The sequence below is a fragment of the Inquilinus sp. OTU3971 genome (genome assembly GCF_038440215.1).
The window spans coordinates 1-17,369 of the sequence record NZ_JASATH010000178.1; the positions used below are offsets into that span (position 1 = coordinate 1).

The window sequence follows — 17,369 nt, forward strand, 5'->3', positions numbered from 1 at the left end:
CGATCAGCGCTCTCAACAACACCGGAAACCTGTCAACGATGTATCCGGTCTATAGTGTCAACGATCTCTCCGGTTGCACATCTGACGGCTTGGGGTGGGAGAGCGATCCCGAAACCCAAGCAATCCTGGTCCCCCCTCCCCTCGCGGGAGGGGGTCAGGGGGAGGGGGTTCTCGACGATCGAGCCGGCCTCACGCCGCCTTGCGCGCCGCGACGAAGACCGACTCGTCGGCGCCCAGCGGCACCGGCTCCGGCCGCTGGCAGACGCTCTCGATGGTCACGTGCCGGCCCTCGGTCGAGGACCGGCTGAACGCCTCCATCACCTCGAGCGCGTGCAGCGCCAGGTCGCCGGAGGCGCGGTGCGGCCGGCCCTCGCGGATCGCGACCGCCATGTCGAGCGCGCCGATGATGCGGTAGTCGGCCACCGACCGGCCGTCCTTCAGCGGCCGGTTCGGCACGCCGAAGGGATGCGCCGCGATGTCGACATCCTGCCAGTCGCCGCCCTGGGCGGTGACCTGCGGCGCGCCGCCGAAGAAGTTCGGGTCGGGCACCAGCAGCGAGCCCTCGGTGCCGTAGATCTCGAACGGGATGCGCTTGTTCTTCCACACGTCCCAGGAGGCGGTCAGCGAGATGTTGGCGCCGCTCTCGAACTCCAGCACGCCGTTGACCGTGGTCGGCACCTCGACCTGGATGATCTGGCCGTTGAGCGGCTCGCTGGTGACCTTGCGGGTCGGGTAGCCCTTGGTGGCGACCGCCGCCACCCGCTTCACCGGCCCGAGCAGGTTGATCAGCTGGGTGACGTAGTACGGCCCGATGTCGAGGATCGGCCCGCCGCCCGGCTTGAAGAAGAATTCCGGGTTCGGATGCCACATCTCCATGCCGCGCGAGATCACTGCCGCGGCGCCGCCGACCACCTGGCCGATGCGGCCCTCGTCGATCAGCCGGCGGCAGGCCTGGTGGGCGCCGCCGAGGAAGGTGTCGGGGGCGCAGCCGATGCGCAGGCCGGCCTTTGCCGCGGCCTCGGCCAGGGCGCGGGCATCGGTCAGCGTCGCCGCCAGCGGCTTCTCCAGATAGACATGCTTGCCGGCGGCGATGATCTGCAGCCCGACCGCGGCATGGGCCAGCGGCACGGTCAGGTTGATGACGATCTCGATCTCCGGATCGGCCAGCAGCTCGTCGACCGTGAGGGCGGTGACGCCGTATTGCTGGGCCTTGGCTTCGGCCGCCTCGCGCCGCAGGTCGGCGCAGGCCTTGACGCGCACCAGGCTGGAGCCGGCGGCGCCGCGGAAATAGGCGTCGCTGATGTTGCCGCAGCCGATGATGCCGAGGGTGACGGGGGTCATGGGTGGAATCTCCGGGGGTCGGTCAGGCCGGCAGGCCCTTGAGGAAGTCGAAGCTGGCCTTGGCGAAGGCGTCGGGGTGCTTGGGGTTGTCGTGCTCGACCACCATCCACTCGGCGCCCGCCGCCCGGCACTCGCGCCACAGCCGCGGCCAGTCCAGCGTGCCGGTGCCGACATCGGTCCAGCCGTCCTCGTCGGTCTTCTGGCCGGCCGGGGCGATGTCCTTGACATGGGCGGAAGCCACCCGCGCCTTCTCCTTCACCAGCCACTCGGACGGGTCGGCCCCGCCGCGCGCCAGCCAGGCGACGTCGACCTGCCAGGCCAGCGGATGGCCGTTGGCGCCGTCGAAGAAATGCGCCAGCGCCGGGCGGCCATCCTCCATCGCCTCCAGCTCCCAATGATGGTTGTGGTAGCCGAGCGTGATGCCCTTGTCGGCGAGCCTGGCGGCGAACTCGCCGAGCTCCTGCCCCGCCTTGCGCCAGTCGGCGCCGCTGCCCGTGCGCTCACCCTGGGGCAGGGCCGGCATGAACAGCTGGGTCAGGCCGACGGTCCTGGCGCCCTCGACCACCCAGTCCAGCCGCTCGCGCAGCGCCGGCAGGCCGATATGGCCGGAGGACGCGGTCAGGCCGCGGGCATCGAGCTTGCGGCGGGTGCCGGCGGCATCGTCGAAATGCGACTGGATCGTCTCGACATGGCGGTAGCCGGCGGCGGCCACGGCGTCGAGCTGCTTGTCGAGATCGCCGTAGTTGCGGAGGCTGTAGAGCTGGATGGAGATCACATCCGGAGTGGACATCGCTTCCTCGTGGTTTCCGGAGCCCGGCGTCAGAGCCGGCGCTCCGTCTGGGTGCTGAACAGGGAGGCCTTGGACAGGTCGAGCGTCAGCCGGGCGCCGCCCGACAGCGCCCGCGCCCGGTCCGGCGGCAGGCGGACGGAGACACGCTTGCCGGCCAGGTCGAACCAGGCCAGCGTATCGGCGCCCATCGGCTCGGTGAAGAGCAGCGGCGCCTCGACCGGGATGCCCGGCGCGCCGTCCTCGGCCAGGCCGATATCCTCCGGCCGGAAGCCGAGGACGATCTCGTCCCCCGCCGCCGGCTCGGACAGGAAGGGATAGGCCCCGAGCGGCAGGTCGTGGCCGTCGATCCGGGCGGCCATGCCGCCGGACGCCACCACGGTGCCGGGCAGGAAGTTCATCGCCGGCGAGCCGACGAAGCCGGCCACGAACAGGGTCGCCGGCTTCTCGTACAGGGTCTGCGGGTCGGCATACTGCTCGACCTGGCCGCCCTTCATCACCGCGATCCGGGTCGCCAGCGTCATCGCCTCGACCTGGTCGTGGGTGACGTAGACGATGGTGGTGCCGAGCTCCTGGTGCAGGCGCTTGATCTCGACCCGCATCTCGGTGCGCAGCTTGGCGTCGAGATTGGACAAGGGCTCGTCGAACAGGAACACCTGGGCGTCGCGCACCAGGGCCCGGCCGATCGCCACGCGCTGGCGTTGCCCGCCCGACAGCTGGCCGGGCTTGCGGTCCAGCAGCTCGCGGATCTGCAGCAGGTCGGCGGCCCAACCGACGCGCTTCTCCACCTCCTCCTTCGGCGTGCGGCTGACGCGCAGGCCGAAGGACAGGTTCTTGCGCACGGTCATGGTCGGGTACAGGGCGTAGGACTGGAACACCATGGCCAGGCCGCGGGCGCTCGGCTCGGCGTCGGTGACGTCGACGCCACCGATCACGATCTCGCCGGAATCGACGTCGTCGAGGCCGGCGATGGCGTTGAGCAGGGTGGATTTGCCGCAGCCGGAGGGGCCAAGCAGCACGGTGAAGGCGCCGGGATCGACGTCGATGTCGATCTCGCGCAGCACGTGCAGCGCGCCGTAGGACTTGTTCAGGCGGCGGATCGAGATGCCGGAGGACATGGGCTTACCCCTTCACGGCGCCCGAGGCGATGCCGCGGACGAAGTACCGGCCGGAGACGAAGTAGACGACCAGGGGCGGGATCGCAGCCAGCAGCGTCGCCGCCATGTCGACGTTGTATTCGACCTCTCCGGTCGTGGTGTTGACGATGTTGTTGAGCTGGACCGTCATCGGCAGGTTCTCGCGGCCGGCGAAGATCAGGCCGAGCAGGTAGTCGTTCCAGATGCCGGTGACCTGCAGGATCAGGGCCACCATGAGGATGTTCAGCGACATCGGCAGCATGATCTGCAGGAAGATGCGGAAGAAGCCGGCGCCGTCGACCCGCGCCGCCTTGACCAGCTCCTCCGGCAGGCCGGCGTAGAAGTTGCGGAAGATCAGGGTCAGCACCGGCAGGCCGAAGACGACGTGGATCAGCACGATCCCGGGCAAGGTGCCGTAGAGCGACAGCGTCGAGAACACCTTCACCAGGGGGTAGAGGATCACCTGGTAGGGGATGAAGGCGCCCAGCATCAGCAAGGTCAGGATCAGGTTGGCGCCGCGGAAGCGCCACTGCGCCAGGGCATAGCCGTTCAGCGCGCTGACCAGGATCGACAGGATCACGCTCGGCACCAGGATCTTGACCGAGTTCCAGAAGCCGACATGCAGCCCGTCGCAGAACAGGCCAGTGCAGGCCGAGAACCAGGCCTTGTCCCAGGCCTCCAGCGTCGGCGCCGCCGGCAGCGCGAAGAGCGAGCCCTGGCGGATCTCGTCCATTGGCTTCAGCGAGGTGTTGAAGGCGATCAGAAGCGGGATGGCGAAGAACAGCGCCGAGATGACGAGGAAGGCGTAGAGTCCGAGGCGCCCGGCGCTGCTATGCGAGGGGGCTCGGCGGCGGGCGGCGCGCGGGATGGCGCCGGCGACGGCGTCGGTCATCGGTTCCTCCGCCCGAGTTCGATGTAGAGATAGGGGGCGAGCGCCGCCAGCACCGCGGTCAGCATGATCACCGCGCCGGCCGAGGCGAGCCCGACATTGGCGCGCTCGAAGGTCAGGTCGACCACGAACTTGGCCGGCATGTCGGTGGCGTTACCGGGGCCGCCATTGGTCATGGCGACGACCAGGTCGTAGCTCTTCACCACCGCGATCGCGAGCAGGACGAAGCAGGTGACGATCAGGGGCCGCAGCATCGGCAGCACGATCGAGACATAGGTGCGCCAGCGGGGGATGCCTTCGACCCGCGCCGCCCGCCAGATCTCGTGGTCGACACCGCGCAGCCCGGCCAGCATGATCGCCATGATCAGGCCGGAGGAATGCCAGATCGCGGCGACGACCAGGGTGTAGATCGCCCGGTCGCGGTCGACGATCCAGTCGAAGGTGAAGCTCTCCCAGCCCAGGTCGCGGACGAAGTCCTGCAGCCCCATGGTCGGGTTGAGGAACCATCGCCAGGCCAGGCCGGTGACGATGAAGGACATCGACAGCGGGTACAGGAAGACGGTGCGGAACGCCCCTTCGAACCGGACCTTCTGGTCGATCAGCACGGCCAGCAGCGTGCCGAAGGCCAGCGCCCCGATGATGAACAGCCCGCCGAACACGAACATGTTGCTGAAGGCGGTGTGCCACCGCGCGGTCCCGAACAGGCGCACATACTGCCCGATCCCGGCGAAGCTGTAGTTCGGCACCAGCCCGGACTTGGTGAAGGAGATGTAGATCGTCCACAAGATCGCGCCGTAGAAACACACCGCCATGATCAGGACGGTGGGCGCGAGCACGGCCTTGGCCGCCGGGTAGCGGATGCGGAGCGCGGACATGGTCCCTCCCGGGTGGCTCCCGGCGGCAGGCCGCCGGGAGCGGTGGGGATCAGAGATCGGCGTTGGCGACGATGTCGGCGAACTGCTTGGCCGCGTCCGCCGCCGACATCTCCGGCGTGTTCCAGAACAGCGTGATCAGGTCGTTGATCTGGCCCTCGACGTCGTTGCTGAAGCCCAGCGCGGTGTTGGGGATCTGGTTGTTCACATCCGCCAGCACCTTCTGGCCCGCCTGGGCGCAGGGGTCGAGCGTGCCGACATCGGCGTCGAGCCGGGCCGGAAGCGCGCCCTTGAACTTGTTGAACTGAACCTGCAGCGCCGGGTCCATCATGATCTCGGCCAAGAGCTTCTGGGCCTTGGCTTTGGCCTCGTCGTTGGTCTTCGGGAAGACGAAGACGTCGACGGTCAGGATGTAGGCATCCTGCGTGCCGGGAGCCAGGACGCAGCCGAACTCCTTGCCCGGGGTCAGCCCGGCGGCGGCGAACTCGCCCTTGGCCCAGTCGCCCATGATCTGCATCGCCGCCTTGTTGGTGGCGACCAGCATGGTGGTGTCGTTCCACTTCCGGCCGTTGTGGCCCTCGTCGACATAGCCCTTGAGGCGGCGCAGCGTCTCGAACGCCTTCACCGTGCCGGGACCGCCCGCGAGCTCGGCGTCGTGGTCGACATAGATCTTGCGGTAGGCGTCCTTGCCGGCGGTGCCGGCCAGCACGGCGCCGAACAGCAGCCCTTCCTGCCACGGCTCGCCGCCGAGGCCGAAGGCGATGTAACCCTTGGCCTTGATCTTGTCGGCGACCGTGAAGAACTCGTCCCAGGTCTTCGGCGGCTCGACCCCGACCTCGGAGAAGATCTTGGTCGAGTACCACATCCAGTTGTTGCCGTGGATGTCAGTCGGCACCGCCACCATATGGCCGTCATAGGTGGCGTTCTTGACGATCAGCGGCGGCAGCACCTTCTCCCAGCCGCCCGCGGCGGCGAGGTCGTCGAGCTCGGTCAAGAGCCCCTCCTCCGCCAGCTTGCGCACGGCAACGCCGATGTTCCACTGCGCCGCCGAGGGCGGATCGCCGCCGGCGATCCGGTTCATGGCCGAGGCGCGCGCCGCGGTGCCGCCGACCACGGCGCTGTCGATCCAGGTGCCGCCGCGCTTCTTGAACTCCTCGGCGAACACGCTGATCGCCTTGGATTCGCTGCCGCTGGTCCACCAATGGACCACGTCGACAGTCTGCGCCACCGCCGTTCCTGCTGTCGCCGCCCCTATTGCACTGCAAAAAGCGGCAGACAGCAGCAGTCGTTGGGGAAAATTCATAAGTTTCCTCCCTCGAATTATTCGATTACCGGCCCATCGGACCCATCACCGCCCGCAGAACGGGCGGCGAACACTGGAACTGCAGCGCATTCCGTATTTTGACCGGATCGTACAATCGATTACATTGGGGCGTCAACCGTGGAATCGGGGATCGAATATTGCCTTCTTCCGGGAATGGGCCGAACCGCACCAGGATGGTCGACATCGCCCGGCTGGCCGGGGTTTCGGTGGCGACGGTCAGCCGGGCGCTGACCGGCTCGCCCCTGGTCACGGCCGAGACGCGCGAGCGGATCGAGGCGGCGGTGCGCCAGACCGGCTATGCCGTGAACCCGCTGGCGCGCGGCCTGCGCCGGCAGGAGGCGCGGCAGATCCTGGTGCTGGTGCCGGACATCGCCAACCCGTTCTTCTCCAAGGTGCTGCTGGGCATCGAGGAGGAGGCGGCGGCGCGCGGCTTCAGCATGCTGGTCGGCAACACCGCCAAGGACCCGACGCGCGAGGACCGGCATGCCGGCCAGATGCTGACCGGCGCGGTCGACGGGCTGATCCTGGTGAACGGCCGGCTGCCGCCCCGGCTGCAGCACGACCGCGACTTCGACGGCCGGATCGTGGCGGTGTCGGAGGCGATCCCCGGCGGAAGGGTGCCGGTGGTCGGCATCGACAACACGGCCGCGGCGGCCGCGGTGGTGGCCCATCTCGCCGGGCTGGGCCATCGCCGCATCGGCCACATCGCCGGGCCGGAGAGCAACATCCTGACGCAGCAGCGCCTGACCGGATACGGCGCCGGGCTGCGCGCGGCCGGCCTCGAGCCGGAGCCGCGGCTGGTCCGCCATGGCGACTTCACCATCCCGAGCGGCGAGTCGGCGATGGCGGCGCTGCTGGACCTCCCTGCCCCGCCGACAGCGGTGTTCTGCAGCAACGACGAGATGGCAATCGGCGCCATCCGGGCCTTGCGCATCACCGGGCGCGAGGCGCCGCGCGACGTGGCCGTCGCCGGGTTCGACGACATCCAGTTCGCCGGCACCTACGAGCCGCCCTTGACCACGATCCGCCAGCCGCGCCGCCGCATGGGGGTGGAGGCGATGGCCCTGCTGGGCCGCCGCATCGCCGGCGAGCCCGGCGCCGGCGGCGACGTCACCCTGCCCTTCGCGCTGGTGGAGCGCAGGAGCAGCATGGGGTGAGCGACTCACTCATCCCCCTTCCATATTGACGCCGCGGCCGTTCCCGGCTTTAGCTGTTGGAACGCAATAATGGGACATGCTTCGTTATTGCGGAATAACAGGAGGCAGGGATGGCCGATCTTCTGGTCAAGCTCTATGCGCTGGAGCCGCCGACGGACTCGCGCGCCGCGATGGCCGCGGCCGGCATCACCATCCGCCCCGCCATCGCGCCGGAGATGCGCGCGGTCGCCGGCTGGGTGGCGGAGCGCTTCGGCGACCGCTGGGCCAGCGAGGTCGAGGTCGCCTTCGCCCACCAGCCCGTCGGCTGCCTGGTCGCGGGCCAGGACGGCACCCTGCTGGGCTTCGCCTGCCACAACGCCACCGCCATCGGCTTCTTCGGCCCGACCGGCGTCGACCCCGGCCAGCGCGGCAAGGGGATCGGCGAGGCGCTGCTGCGCGAGACCATGGAGGCGATGCGCCACCTCGGCCACGCCTACGCCATCATCGGCGGCGCCGGCCCGGTCGCCTTCTACGAGAAAATCGTCGGGGCGATCGAGATTCCGGGTTCCACAAGTGGTCTATACCACGGCATGATACGGTCCAGGACGGAGTGATCCGGAGGGCGCGGCCCCGATCAGGCGGCCCGCCCATCGCAGACATTCGGGAGGTTCAGAGACGTGACCGCAGCCAATGCGTCCAGGGGCGGCCGACCGCTTGCGCTCGTCCTCGGCATCCAGCGGCCGACCCTGTCGGCGGACGAGCTGGCCTTCTTGCGCGAGGCCAACCCCTACGGCCTGTTCCTCGGCCGCCGCAACATGAAGGACCCGCAGCAGCTGCGCGCCCTGTGCACCGCCTTCCGCGAGGCGGTGGGCCGGCCGGACGCGCCGGTGCTGACCGACCAGGAGGGCGGCCGCGTCTCCCATCTCGATTCCGGCGCCTGGCCGCTGTTCCGCAGCTTCCGCAGCTTCGGCCGGCTGGCCGAGCGCGACCTGCCGGCGGCCAAAAGAGCCATCCGCCTGTCCTCCGTCGCCATGGGCCGGATGATGCGCGAGGTCGGGCTGAACAGCGCCTGCTCCCCCGTCCTCGACCTGCTCATGCCCGGTGCCGACGCGGTGATCGGCGAGCGCGCCTTCGGCGGCGACCCGGAGCTGGTGGCGGCGCTGGGCCGCGAGGTGGCGAACGGCTTCCTCGAGGTCGGGCTGATGCCGGTGATGAAGCATATCCCCGGCCACGGCCGCGCCACCGAGGACAGCCACAAGACCCGGCCGGTGGTGACCGCCGACGCCGCGACGCTGGACGCTACCGACTTCCTGCCCTTCGCCCGGCTGCGCGACACGCCCTGGGCGATGGTCAGCCACGTCATCTACAGCGCCTTCGACCCCGACCGCCCGGCCTCGGTCTCTCCGGTCATTGCTGAAGAGGTGATCCGCGGCCGCCTGGGCTTCGAGGGCGTGCTGATCTCCGACTGCGTGTTCATGAACTCGCTGCAGGGCGAGGTGCATGACCGCGTCGCCCAGGTGCTGGACGGCGGCTGCGACATCGCCCTGCACTGCCATGGCGAGTTGCCGGAGATGCAGCGCGCCGCCGCCCGGGCCCGGCCGCTGGACGACGCCACGGTCGCCCGGCTGGAGGCGGCGGAGCGGCGCCTAGGCACCGCCCCGGCCGACGTCACCGCGCTGCACGCCGAGGTCGAGGCCCTGCTGGCAGCGGCCTGATCCAACCCGGAACCGCCGGCCCGGAGCGACGGGCCGGCAGATCGACGATCAACGACAAAACAGACGCATGGAGGCCAATGTCATGAGACAGAAGAAGTCGATACTGCTGCTCGCGGCCGCGCTGCTGGCGGCGTCGAGCACCGCGGCCCTCGCCCAGTCCACCCTGTCGATGCTGATCGAGGAGGAGACGAACTGGGTCCGCAACTTCAACCCGTTCAATCGCACCTCGTACCGCCAGAGCACGATGGATTTCATCTACGAGCCGCTGGTCGTGTACAGCAAGTTGCAGAACAACAAGCCCAATTACCGCCTGGCCACGGCGATGAGCCTGGCGGACGACCTGAAAGCGGTCACCTTCGACCTGCGCGAGAATGTGCAGTGGTCGGACGGCAAGCCCTTCACCGCCGATGACGTGGTGTTCAGCTTCGAGCTGACGAAGAAGTTCCCGGCGCTGGACTTCAACAGCATCTGGCAGGTGATCGACGGCGTCGAGAAGCTGAGCCCGACCAAGGTGAAGTTCACCTTCAAGGAGCCGACCGCGCTGGGGCCGGAGAAGATCGTCGAGATGCCGATCATCGCCCAGCACGCCTGGAAGGACGTGGCCGACCCGGTCACCTATCTCAATGAGAACCCCGTCGGCACCGGGCCGATGACCGAGATCGCCCGCTTCACCCCGCAGGTCTACGAGCAGTGCCGCAACCCGCATTACTGGGACGCGGCGTCGCTGAAGGTGGACTGCCTGCGCTTCCCGCAGATCGCCACCAACGACCAGGCCCTGGCCGCGGCCACGGCCGGCGAGCTGGACTGGTTTGCCTCCTTCCTGCCGGACATCGACAAGACCTATGTCGCCGCCGATAAGGACCATCACGGCTACTGGTTCCCGCCGGGCAGCCTGGTCGCGGTGATCATGAACCTGGAAAGCGCGGATCCGGCTCACCGCAAGGCGTTCGACAGCGTCGAGTTCCGCCGCGCCGTCAGCATGGCGATGGACCGCGACGCCATGGTCAACGTCGCCGGCTACGGCTATCCGACGCTGAACGACGACCCCGGCACCTTCGGCAAGCGGTTTGAGAGCTGGGCTGACCCGCAGGTTCGGGAGAAATTCGGCCAGTACACCAAGTACGACCTGGAGGCGGCCAAGGCGCTGCTGGATCAGGCCGGCTTCAAGGACAAGGACGGCGACGGCTTCCGCGACACGCCGGACGGCGAGAAGCTGTCCTTCGACCTGATCGTGCCGAATGGCTGGACCGACTGGATCAGCACCTCGCAGATCGCGATCGAGGGCCTCAACCAGATCGGCATCGACGTCAAGCTGGCGACGCCGGACGGCGCGGCCTGGCGCCAGAGCCTGCTGGACGGCAAGTTCGACATGGCGCTGAACTCCTGGTACGTCGGCGCCACGCCCTACTACCAGATGGACGACGCCTTCCACTCGCGCAACAAGGGCAAGACCCGGTTCTCGGCGCAGCGCTTCTTCGACCCGAAGATGGACCAGCTGCTGGACGCCTACACCCAGACCGTCGACGACGCCAAGCGCAAGGAGCTGCTGGACCAGGCGCAGCAGCTGCTGGCGGAGAAGATGCCGGTGGTCGTGATCTATAACAACCCGATCTGGTACGAGTACAACTCGAAGCGGTTCACCGGCTGGGCCACCACCGACAACCAGTTCGTCAGCCCGCAGAACTACGACCCCAACCACGAGCGGCTGCTGCACCTGCTGGCGCTGAAGCCGGTACAGTAAACGGAGCATCCTTTCCTGCCACGGCCTATCCCCCTCACCCTCCCGCCGCCTTCGGCGTCGGGCCCCTCCCTCTCCCCAAGGAGAGGGAAAGGGGAAGCAGCACTTTCACCTCTCCTTGGGGAGAGGTCGAAATCGCGACAGCGATTTCGGGTGAGGGGGTGGCTCCGACCCATCCGTCAAGCCGGGGCATAGTATGGCCTTCGTCGCCCGACGACTGTTCTTCTACCTGGTCGCCTTCCTGGTGGCCGCGAGCATCAACTTCCTGATCCCGCGGCTGATGCCGGGCGACCCGATCGACATCATGTTCTCGCAATCCGGCACCCGCCTGTCGGTCGAGAACCTGGCGGCGCTGAAGCAGACCTTCGGCTTCGTCGACGGGCCGCTGTGGCAGCAGTACCTGACCTATCTCGGCAGCGTCTTCACCGGCGACCTCGGCGTCTCCGTGAAGTACTTCCCGACCCCGGTCTCCGACGTGCTGGGCCGCGCCCTGACCTGGACCCTGGTGCTGATGGGCGGGGCGACGCTCTTGAGCTTCGCGCTCGGCACGCTGCTCGGCATCATTGCCGCCTGGCGCCGCGGCAGCCGCTTCGACGTCACGGTGTCGACCACCGCCATCATCTCCACCGCGACCCCGGCGGTGGTGGTGGCGCTGTTCGGGCTGTTCGTCTTCGGCTTCACGCTGCAGTGGTTCCCGACCGGCTACGCCGCCGACACCTCGATCGACCCCGCCTTCTCCGCCCAGTACATCCTCAGCGTGCTGTACCACGCGGCCTTGCCGGTGATGACTTTGTCGGTGGTGCTGACCGGGGACTTCCTGGTCACCATGCGCAACAACATGATCAACCTGCTGGGCGAGGACTACATCACCATGGGCCGGGCCAAGGGCCTGGCCGACCGGCGAGTGATGCTGATGTACGGCGCCCGCAACGCCCTCCTGCCCGGCGTCACCAACTTGGCCATCGCCATCGGCAAGATCCTGGGCGGGTCGCTGGTGACCGAGGTGGTGTTCAACTATCCCGGCCTGGGCAACACCCTCTACAAGGCGATCCTCGGGCGCGACTATCCGGTGATCCAGGGGCAGCTCCTGATCATGACCCTGGCGATGCTGACCGCGAACTTCCTGGCCGATATCGCCTATGCCCGGCTCGACCCCCGGCTGCGCAGGAGCTGAACCATGCGGATGATCCTGGCTGCCCTGTCCAACCGCAAGGCCGCGATCGGCCTGTTCATTGTCGTCGCCCTTGTGGTGATGGCGCTGATCGCGCCGCTCCTGACCGACTACAACCCGGCGCGCCGGGTCGGCCGGCCGCATGAGCCGCCCTCGGCCACCCATGTGCTCGGCACCACCCGCAACGGCTACGACGTCTTCTCCCAGCTCGTCTACGGCGCCCGCACCTCGCTGGCCGTCGGCTTCGGCGCCGGGCTCCTGATCACCGTGATCGGCACCGCGGTCGGCATCGCCGCCGGCTATCTCGGCGGCAAGGTCGACGAGGCGTTGAACTTCGCCACCAATGTCGTGCTGGTGATCCCTAACCTGCCCCTGCTGCTGGTGCTGGCCGCCTTCATCGGCCAGGCCAGCCCGCTGGTGATCACGATCATCATCGGCGCCACATCCTGGGCCTGGGGCGCGCGGGTGACCCGGGCCCAGACCTTCGCGCTCAGGGAGAAGGAGTTCGTGCGCTCGGCCGAGATGATCGGCGAGCCGCGCTGGCGCATCATGCTGTTCGAGCTGCTGCCGAACCTGGTGTCGATCGTCGGCATCAACTTCATCGGCAGCGTGATCTATTCCGTGATCACGGAGGCGACGCTGGAGTTCCTCGGCCTGGGCGACCCGCAGACCATCTCCTGGGGCATCATGCTGTTCAACGCCCAGAACGCCTCGGCCATGGCGGTCGGGGCGTGGTGGGAGCTGTTGTCCCCCTGCGCCGTGCTGGCCCTGCTGGGCGCCGGGCTGTCGCTGATGAACTTCGCCATCGACGAGGTCGCCAACCCGCAGCTGCGCATCGGCCGGTCGATGGCGCGCTGGAAGCGGCTGGCCCGGCTGCGGGAGGCGCGGCCATGAGCCCGGACATGAGCGCCGCGCCGGAGCCGCTGCTGTCGGTGCAGGGCCTGACCATCGACTATGTCGGCGACCGCGGCGACTTCCGGGCCGTGGACGGCGTCAGCTTCGACATCGGCCGCGGCGAGGTGTTCGGCCTGGCCGGCGAATCCGGCTGCGGCAAGAGCACCATTGCCTTCGCCATCACCCGGCTGCACAAGCCGCCGGCGCTGATCAGCGGCGGCGAGATCCGCTTCGACGGCCAGGACGTGCTGCGCCTGGACGGCGAGGCGCTGCGCCGCTTCCGCTGGCGCGAGGTCGCGATGGTGTTCCAGAGCGCGATGAACGCCCTGAACCCGGTGCTGACGGTCGAAGCCCAGTTCCGCGACGTGCTGGCCACCCACACCGGCTGCAGCCGGGCCGAGGCACATGATCGCGCAGTCGAGCTGATGCGCATGGTCGACATCGACCCGGCGCGGCTGCGCGACTATCCGCACCAGTTCTCCGGCGGCATGCGCCAGCGCATCGTCATCGCCATCTGCCTGGCCCTGAACCCGAAGCTGATCGTGATGGACGAGCCGACCACGGCGCTGGACGTCGTGGTCCAGCGCGAGATCCTGCAGCAGATCGACGGGCTGCGGCGGAAGCTCGGCTTCTCGATCCTGTTCATCACCCACGACCTCAGCCTGATGGTGCAGTTCTGCGACCGCATCGGCGTGATGCTGAAGGGCAGGCTGGTCGAGGTCGGGGCGGCGCAGCAGATCTTCCGCGCCCCGGCCCATGAGTATACGCGCAAGCTCTGGGCCTCCTTCCCCTCGGTGCACGGGGCCCGGCGCACGGCGTTGCAGGATGCCGCGGAGGCCACGCCATGACCCCTCTCCTCGCCCTCGAGCGCGTCGGCAAGCGCTTCGGCCCGCTGCAGGCGCTGGACGACGTCTCGATCGACCTCCATGCCGGAAGGGCCCTGGCGCTGGTCGGCGAATCCGGCAGCGGCAAGACCACCTGCGCCCGCATCCTGATGCTGCAGCACCAGCCCAGCTCCGGCCGGGTGCTGTTCCGTGGCCGCGACGTCGCCGCGCTGCACGGCACGGCCGAGCTGCTGGCCTATCGCCGCGCCGTGCAGATGGTGTTCCAGGACCCCTTCGGGTCGCTGAATCCGGTGCACACCATCTTCCATCACATCGCCCGTCCCCTCGCCCTCCACGCCGGCATGGCCGACGGCAAAGCCCTGCGCAGCCGGGTGATGGAGCTGCTGGCGGCGGTGGAGCTGGAGCCGGACTCGACCGCGCCGAAATACCCGCACCAGCTGTCCGGCGGGCAGCGCCAGCGGGTCAACATCGCCCGCACCCTGGCCGTCGGCGCCGAGGTGGTGCTGGCGGACGAGCCGACCTCGATGCTCGACGTCTCGATCCGGCTCGGCGTGCTCAACCTGCTGGAGCGGATGAAGCGCGAGCGCGGCATGGCCTTCCTCTACATCACCCACGACATCGCCACGGCACGCTATGTCGCCGAGGAGATCGCGGTGATGTATGCCGGCCGGATCGTCGAATGGGGCGACACCGGCGCCGTGATCGACTCGCCGCAGCACCCCTACACCCAGCTGCTGCTCTCCGCCGTGCCGGACCCGGAGCGGCCGTTCCAGGGCGAGGCGTCGCAGCTGCAGTCCGACCTCGTCGCCCAGGCCCGCGACGCCGCCCGCATGACTGGCGGCGTGCGCCAGATCGCCGGCAACCACTTCGTCCGCGCCGCCTGACCGGCGGCTGGACGAGCCTTCCTTGACACCCCGCCGTTTCGGGCTTGCCGTCGCCGACCGACTTCGCTTACCGTGATTGAGAAAACGGTTTCTCACCAGAAAGACCAACGTCACGAGAGTGGTGAGAGAAAGCACTTTCTCAGCGAGGCGCGACCGAGCTCGGCATGGACCAGAGGTCACCACGATCCGCTCCGAACGGGCCCGGCCGGCCGGTGACGCTGCGCGACGTGGCGCGGGCCGCCGGGGTCAGCGTCGCCACCGCGTCGAAGGCGCTGAACGGCCAGGGCCGGATGGCGGAGGAGACGCGCGAGCGGATCCGGCAGACGGCGAAGGCGCTGGGCTTCCGCCCGAACGGTCTGGCGCAGAGCCTGTCGCGGCAGCGCAGCTTCACCGTCGGCCTGCTGACCAACGACACCTATGGCCGCTTCACCCTGCCGGTGATGGCCGGCATCGCCGATGCGCTGGTCGACAACGGCGTCTCGGTCTTCCTGTGCAACATCGAGGACGATCCGCGGCTGGCCCAGACCCATGTCGACGCCATGCTGGAGAAGCGGGTCGACGGCATCATCGCCTCCGGCAAGCGGATCGACCGCCATCTGCCGGTCGACCTGTCGAACCTCGGCATCCCGGTGATCTATGCCTTCACCGAGCCCGATCCGGACTCGATCGGCTTCGTCTCCGACGACGAGGCCGGGGCCCGGCTGGCGGTCGAGCACCTCACCCGGCTGGGCCGGCGGCGCATCGCCCATGTCACCGGCCCGTCCAGCTTCCGCGTCGTCCATCAGCGCGCCAAGGCCTATCGCGACGTGCTGCGCGAGGCCGGGCTGGAGGAGCCCGAGCAGGGCGTCCTGACCGGCCATTGGACCGAGGCCTGGGGGCACGAGGCCGCCGGCTATCTGTTCGACGGCATCGGCCGCCCGCCCGACGCGGTGTTCTGCGGCAACGACCAGATCGCCCGCGGCGTCGTCGACGCGCTGCGCGAGCGCGGCCGGCGGGTGCCGGACGACGTCGCCGTGATCGGCTTCGACAACTGGGAGATCGTCGCCGCGGCGACGCGCCCGCCGCTGACCACGGTCGACATGAACCTGAAGGATCTGGGCCGCGAGGCGGGGCTGACCCTGCTGAAGCTGGTCGACCGCGAGCCGATCGAACCGGGCGTCCGCAAGCTGCCCTGCCGCCTGGTGGTGCGGGACTCCTGCGGCACCCCGCCGGGAGGCTGAGGGGACCGAAGAGCAACAAGGCCGCCCCGAAGGACGGCCGGAACCGAGGGAGGACACGAGATGAAGCGTCTGATGCAGCGCCTGGCCGGGGGCATCGCCCTGCTGGCCCTCACCGTCTCCGCCGCTTCGGCCGAGACCTTCACCCTATGGGTGCGGTCCGACGGGTCGAACTTCATGCCCCGCATCGTCGAGGCGTTCAACAAGAGTCACGAGGACAAGGCCGAGCTGCAGATCGTGCCGGTGGCCGAGCTGGTGCAGAAATACGCCACCGCCGCGGCCGGCGGCGCGGCGCCCGACGCGCTGTCGCTGGACCTGATCTACACCCCGTCCTTCGCCGCGGCCGGGCAGCTCGAGGACATCACCGACTGGGCGAAGTCCCTGCCCTATTTCGACAGGCTGTCGCCGGCGCATGTGAAGACCGGCACCTACAAGGACCGGATCTACGGCCTGCCCTATTCCGCCGACAGCTCGGTCCTGATCTGGAACAAGAAGCTGTTCCGCCAGGCGGGCCTGGATTCCGACAAAGGCCCGACGACCTGGGCCGAGATCGAGGCGGCGGCGGAGAAGGTCGCGGCGCTGGGCGGCGACATCAAGGGCTTCTACTTCTCCGGCGCCTGCGGCGGCTGCAACATCTTCACCTTCACACCGCTGATCTGGGCCAGCGGCGGCGACATCCTGACCGAGGACGGCAGCAAGGCGACGCTGGACACGCCGCAGATGCGCGACGCCATAGCCTTCTATCGCAGCATGGTCGGCAAGGGGCTGGTGCCGGAGGGGGCGCGGACCGACACCGGCTCGAACTTCTTCGCCGCCTTCGCCCGCGGCAATATCGGCCTGGCCCCGTCCGGCGCCTTCGCCATCGGCGCGCTGAACACGCAGTACCCGGATATCGACTACGGCGTGACCTTCCTGCCGGGGAAGACCGGCGGCTGGTCGTCCTTCGCCGGCGGCGACAATTTCGTGGTCACCAAGGGCACCACCAAGCTGAAGGCGATCAAGGCCTTCCTCGACTTCTCCTATTCGCTGGAGGGACAGACGCTCTTGGCCCGCTACGGCAGCCTGCCGGTGCGCGGCGACATCTCCGGCGAGGCGCTGAAGGACCTCGACCCCCGCTACAAGATCGCCGCCGAGGCGATGGAGAAGGGCCGGACGCCCTATTCCGCGGTCTTCAACGACATCATCAACAGCATGAACAGCCCCTGGGTGCAGATGGTGAACGAGGTGTTCTTCGGCGACGACGTCGACGGCTCCCTCGCCACCGCCCAGGAGACGATGCAGGGCATCATCGACAGCGCCCCGGGGAATTGAGGCTGTGGCCTGGGAGACCAGACTACATGAGTCCCCCCTCCCCGGGGGGGGGGGGGGGGGGGGGGGGGGGGGGGGGGGGGGGGGGGGGGGGGGGGGGGGGGGGGGGGGG

The 17,369-nt window shown here is 68.8% G+C and carries 16 protein-coding genes; 10 read left to right on the top strand and 6 right to left on the bottom strand.

What is annotated here, in order from left to right; all coding sequences use genetic code 11:
* Positions 1-189 precede the first annotated feature (189 nt).
* Genes AAHM41_RS31710 through AAHM41_RS31735 form a run of 6 tightly spaced genes read right to left on the bottom strand, consistent with a single transcriptional unit; the run spans position 190 to position 6,253 of the window.
* Positions 190-1,341, bottom strand: a complete 1,152-nt coding sequence (locus AAHM41_RS31710; RefSeq protein ID WP_342240630.1) for a Gfo/Idh/MocA family protein — start codon at positions 1,339-1,341, stop codon at positions 190-192.
* Positions 1,342-1,363: 22 nt separating this feature from the next.
* On the bottom strand, positions 1,364-2,131 hold the full coding sequence (locus AAHM41_RS31715; protein ID WP_342240631.1) for a sugar phosphate isomerase/epimerase family protein: 768 nt from the start codon (positions 2,129-2,131) through the stop codon (positions 1,364-1,366).
* Positions 2,132-2,160: 29 nt separating this feature from the next.
* Positions 2,161-3,246, bottom strand: a complete 1,086-nt coding sequence (locus AAHM41_RS31720) for an ABC transporter ATP-binding protein (RefSeq protein ID WP_342240632.1) — start codon at positions 3,244-3,246, stop codon at positions 2,161-2,163.
* A gap of 4 nt (positions 3,247-3,250) precedes the next feature.
* On the bottom strand, positions 3,251-4,156 hold the full coding sequence (locus AAHM41_RS31725; protein WP_342240633.1) for a carbohydrate ABC transporter permease: 906 nt from the start codon (positions 4,154-4,156) through the stop codon (positions 3,251-3,253).
* On the bottom strand, positions 4,153-5,028 hold the full coding sequence (locus AAHM41_RS31730) for a carbohydrate ABC transporter permease (protein WP_342240634.1): 876 nt from the start codon (positions 5,026-5,028) through the stop codon (positions 4,153-4,155). Before AAHM41_RS31730 ends, AAHM41_RS31725 begins: the two co-directional genes overlap by 4 nt.
* Positions 5,029-5,077: 49 nt before the next feature.
* Positions 5,078-6,253, bottom strand: a complete 1,176-nt coding sequence (locus AAHM41_RS31735) for an ABC transporter substrate-binding protein (protein WP_342240635.1) — start codon at positions 6,251-6,253, stop codon at positions 5,078-5,080.
* Between the two features lie 269 nt (positions 6,254-6,522).
* Between AAHM41_RS31735 and AAHM41_RS31740 the strand changes: the two genes are divergently transcribed.
* The 10 genes from AAHM41_RS31740 (at position 6,523) to AAHM41_RS31785 (ending at position 17,260) form a co-directional block, all read left to right on the top strand.
* Entirely contained in the window at positions 6,523-7,506 is a 984-nt protein-coding gene (locus tag AAHM41_RS31740) for a LacI family DNA-binding transcriptional regulator (protein ID WP_342240636.1), read from the top strand.
* A 110-nt stretch (positions 7,507-7,616) separates the two neighbouring features.
* Positions 7,617-8,099: a GNAT family N-acetyltransferase gene (locus AAHM41_RS31745; RefSeq protein ID WP_342240637.1), complete on the top strand. Its 483-nt coding sequence runs from the start codon at positions 7,617-7,619 to the stop codon at positions 8,097-8,099.
* Between the two features lie 63 nt (positions 8,100-8,162).
* Positions 8,163-9,200, top strand: a complete 1,038-nt coding sequence (locus tag AAHM41_RS31750; protein WP_342240638.1) for a glycoside hydrolase family 3 N-terminal domain-containing protein — start codon at positions 8,163-8,165, stop codon at positions 9,198-9,200.
* Between the two features lie 82 nt (positions 9,201-9,282).
* A complete protein-coding gene (locus AAHM41_RS31755) occupies positions 9,283-10,941 on the top strand; it encodes an ABC transporter substrate-binding protein (protein ID WP_342240639.1) in 1,659 nt (552 codons plus the stop codon).
* Between the two features lie 193 nt (positions 10,942-11,134).
* Positions 11,135-12,112, top strand: a complete 978-nt coding sequence (locus AAHM41_RS31760) for an ABC transporter permease (protein ID WP_342240640.1) — start codon at positions 11,135-11,137, stop codon at positions 12,110-12,112.
* 3 nt (positions 12,113-12,115) lie between these two features.
* A complete protein-coding gene (locus AAHM41_RS31765) occupies positions 12,116-13,003 on the top strand; it encodes an ABC transporter permease (RefSeq protein WP_342240641.1) in 888 nt (295 codons plus the stop codon).
* Positions 13,000-13,851, top strand: a complete 852-nt coding sequence (locus AAHM41_RS31770) for an ABC transporter ATP-binding protein (protein ID WP_342240642.1) — start codon at positions 13,000-13,002, stop codon at positions 13,849-13,851. The genes AAHM41_RS31765 and AAHM41_RS31770 overlap by 4 nt, the downstream gene beginning before the upstream one ends.
* Positions 13,848-14,732, top strand: a complete 885-nt coding sequence (locus AAHM41_RS31775; protein ID WP_342240643.1) for an ABC transporter ATP-binding protein — start codon at positions 13,848-13,850, stop codon at positions 14,730-14,732. Before AAHM41_RS31770 ends, AAHM41_RS31775 begins: the two co-directional genes overlap by 4 nt.
* A gap of 164 nt (positions 14,733-14,896) precedes the next feature.
* A complete protein-coding gene (locus AAHM41_RS31780) occupies positions 14,897-15,952 on the top strand; it encodes a LacI family DNA-binding transcriptional regulator (RefSeq protein WP_342240644.1) in 1,056 nt (351 codons plus the stop codon).
* 60 nt (positions 15,953-16,012) lie between these two features.
* Positions 16,013-17,260, top strand: a complete 1,248-nt coding sequence (locus AAHM41_RS31785; RefSeq protein WP_342240645.1) for an ABC transporter substrate-binding protein — start codon at positions 16,013-16,015, stop codon at positions 17,258-17,260.
* Positions 17,261-17,369: the final 109 nt, after the last annotated feature.

Bases quoted from the DNA above. Each gene is read 5' to 3' on its own strand.
- AAHM41_RS31715 (WP_342240631.1), bottom strand. From the start codon at position 2,131: ATGTCCACTCCGGATGTGATCTCCATCCAGCTCTACAGCCTCCGCAAC.
- AAHM41_RS31725 (WP_342240633.1), bottom strand. From the start codon at position 4,156: ATGACCGACGCCGTCGCCGGCGCCATCCCGCGCGCCGCCCGCCGCCGA.
- AAHM41_RS31760 (WP_342240640.1), top strand. From the start codon at position 11,135: ATGGCCTTCGTCGCCCGACGACTGTTCTTCTACCTGGTCGCCTTCCTG.
- AAHM41_RS31745 (WP_342240637.1), top strand. From the start codon at position 7,617: ATGGCCGATCTTCTGGTCAAGCTCTATGCGCTGGAGCCGCCGACGGAC.
- AAHM41_RS31765 (WP_342240641.1), top strand. From the start codon at position 12,116: ATGCGGATGATCCTGGCTGCCCTGTCCAACCGCAAGGCCGCGATCGGC.
- AAHM41_RS31775 (WP_342240643.1), top strand. From the start codon at position 13,848: ATGACCCCTCTCCTCGCCCTCGAGCGCGTCGGCAAGCGCTTCGGCCCG.
- AAHM41_RS31770 (WP_342240642.1), top strand. From the start codon at position 13,000: ATGAGCCCGGACATGAGCGCCGCGCCGGAGCCGCTGCTGTCGGTGCAG.
- AAHM41_RS31720 (WP_342240632.1), bottom strand. From the start codon at position 3,246: ATGTCCTCCGGCATCTCGATCCGCCGCCTGAACAAGTCCTACGGCGCG.
- AAHM41_RS31740 (WP_342240636.1), top strand. From the start codon at position 6,523: ATGGTCGACATCGCCCGGCTGGCCGGGGTTTCGGTGGCGACGGTCAGC.
- AAHM41_RS31785 (WP_342240645.1), top strand. From the start codon at position 16,013: ATGAAGCGTCTGATGCAGCGCCTGGCCGGGGGCATCGCCCTGCTGGCC.
- AAHM41_RS31730 (WP_342240634.1), bottom strand. From the start codon at position 5,028: ATGTCCGCGCTCCGCATCCGCTACCCGGCGGCCAAGGCCGTGCTCGCG.
- AAHM41_RS31755 (WP_342240639.1), top strand. From the start codon at position 9,283: ATGAGACAGAAGAAGTCGATACTGCTGCTCGCGGCCGCGCTGCTGGCG.
- AAHM41_RS31710 (WP_342240630.1), bottom strand. From the start codon at position 1,341: ATGACCCCCGTCACCCTCGGCATCATCGGCTGCGGCAACATCAGCGAC.
- AAHM41_RS31780 (WP_342240644.1), top strand. From the start codon at position 14,897: ATGGACCAGAGGTCACCACGATCCGCTCCGAACGGGCCCGGCCGGCCG.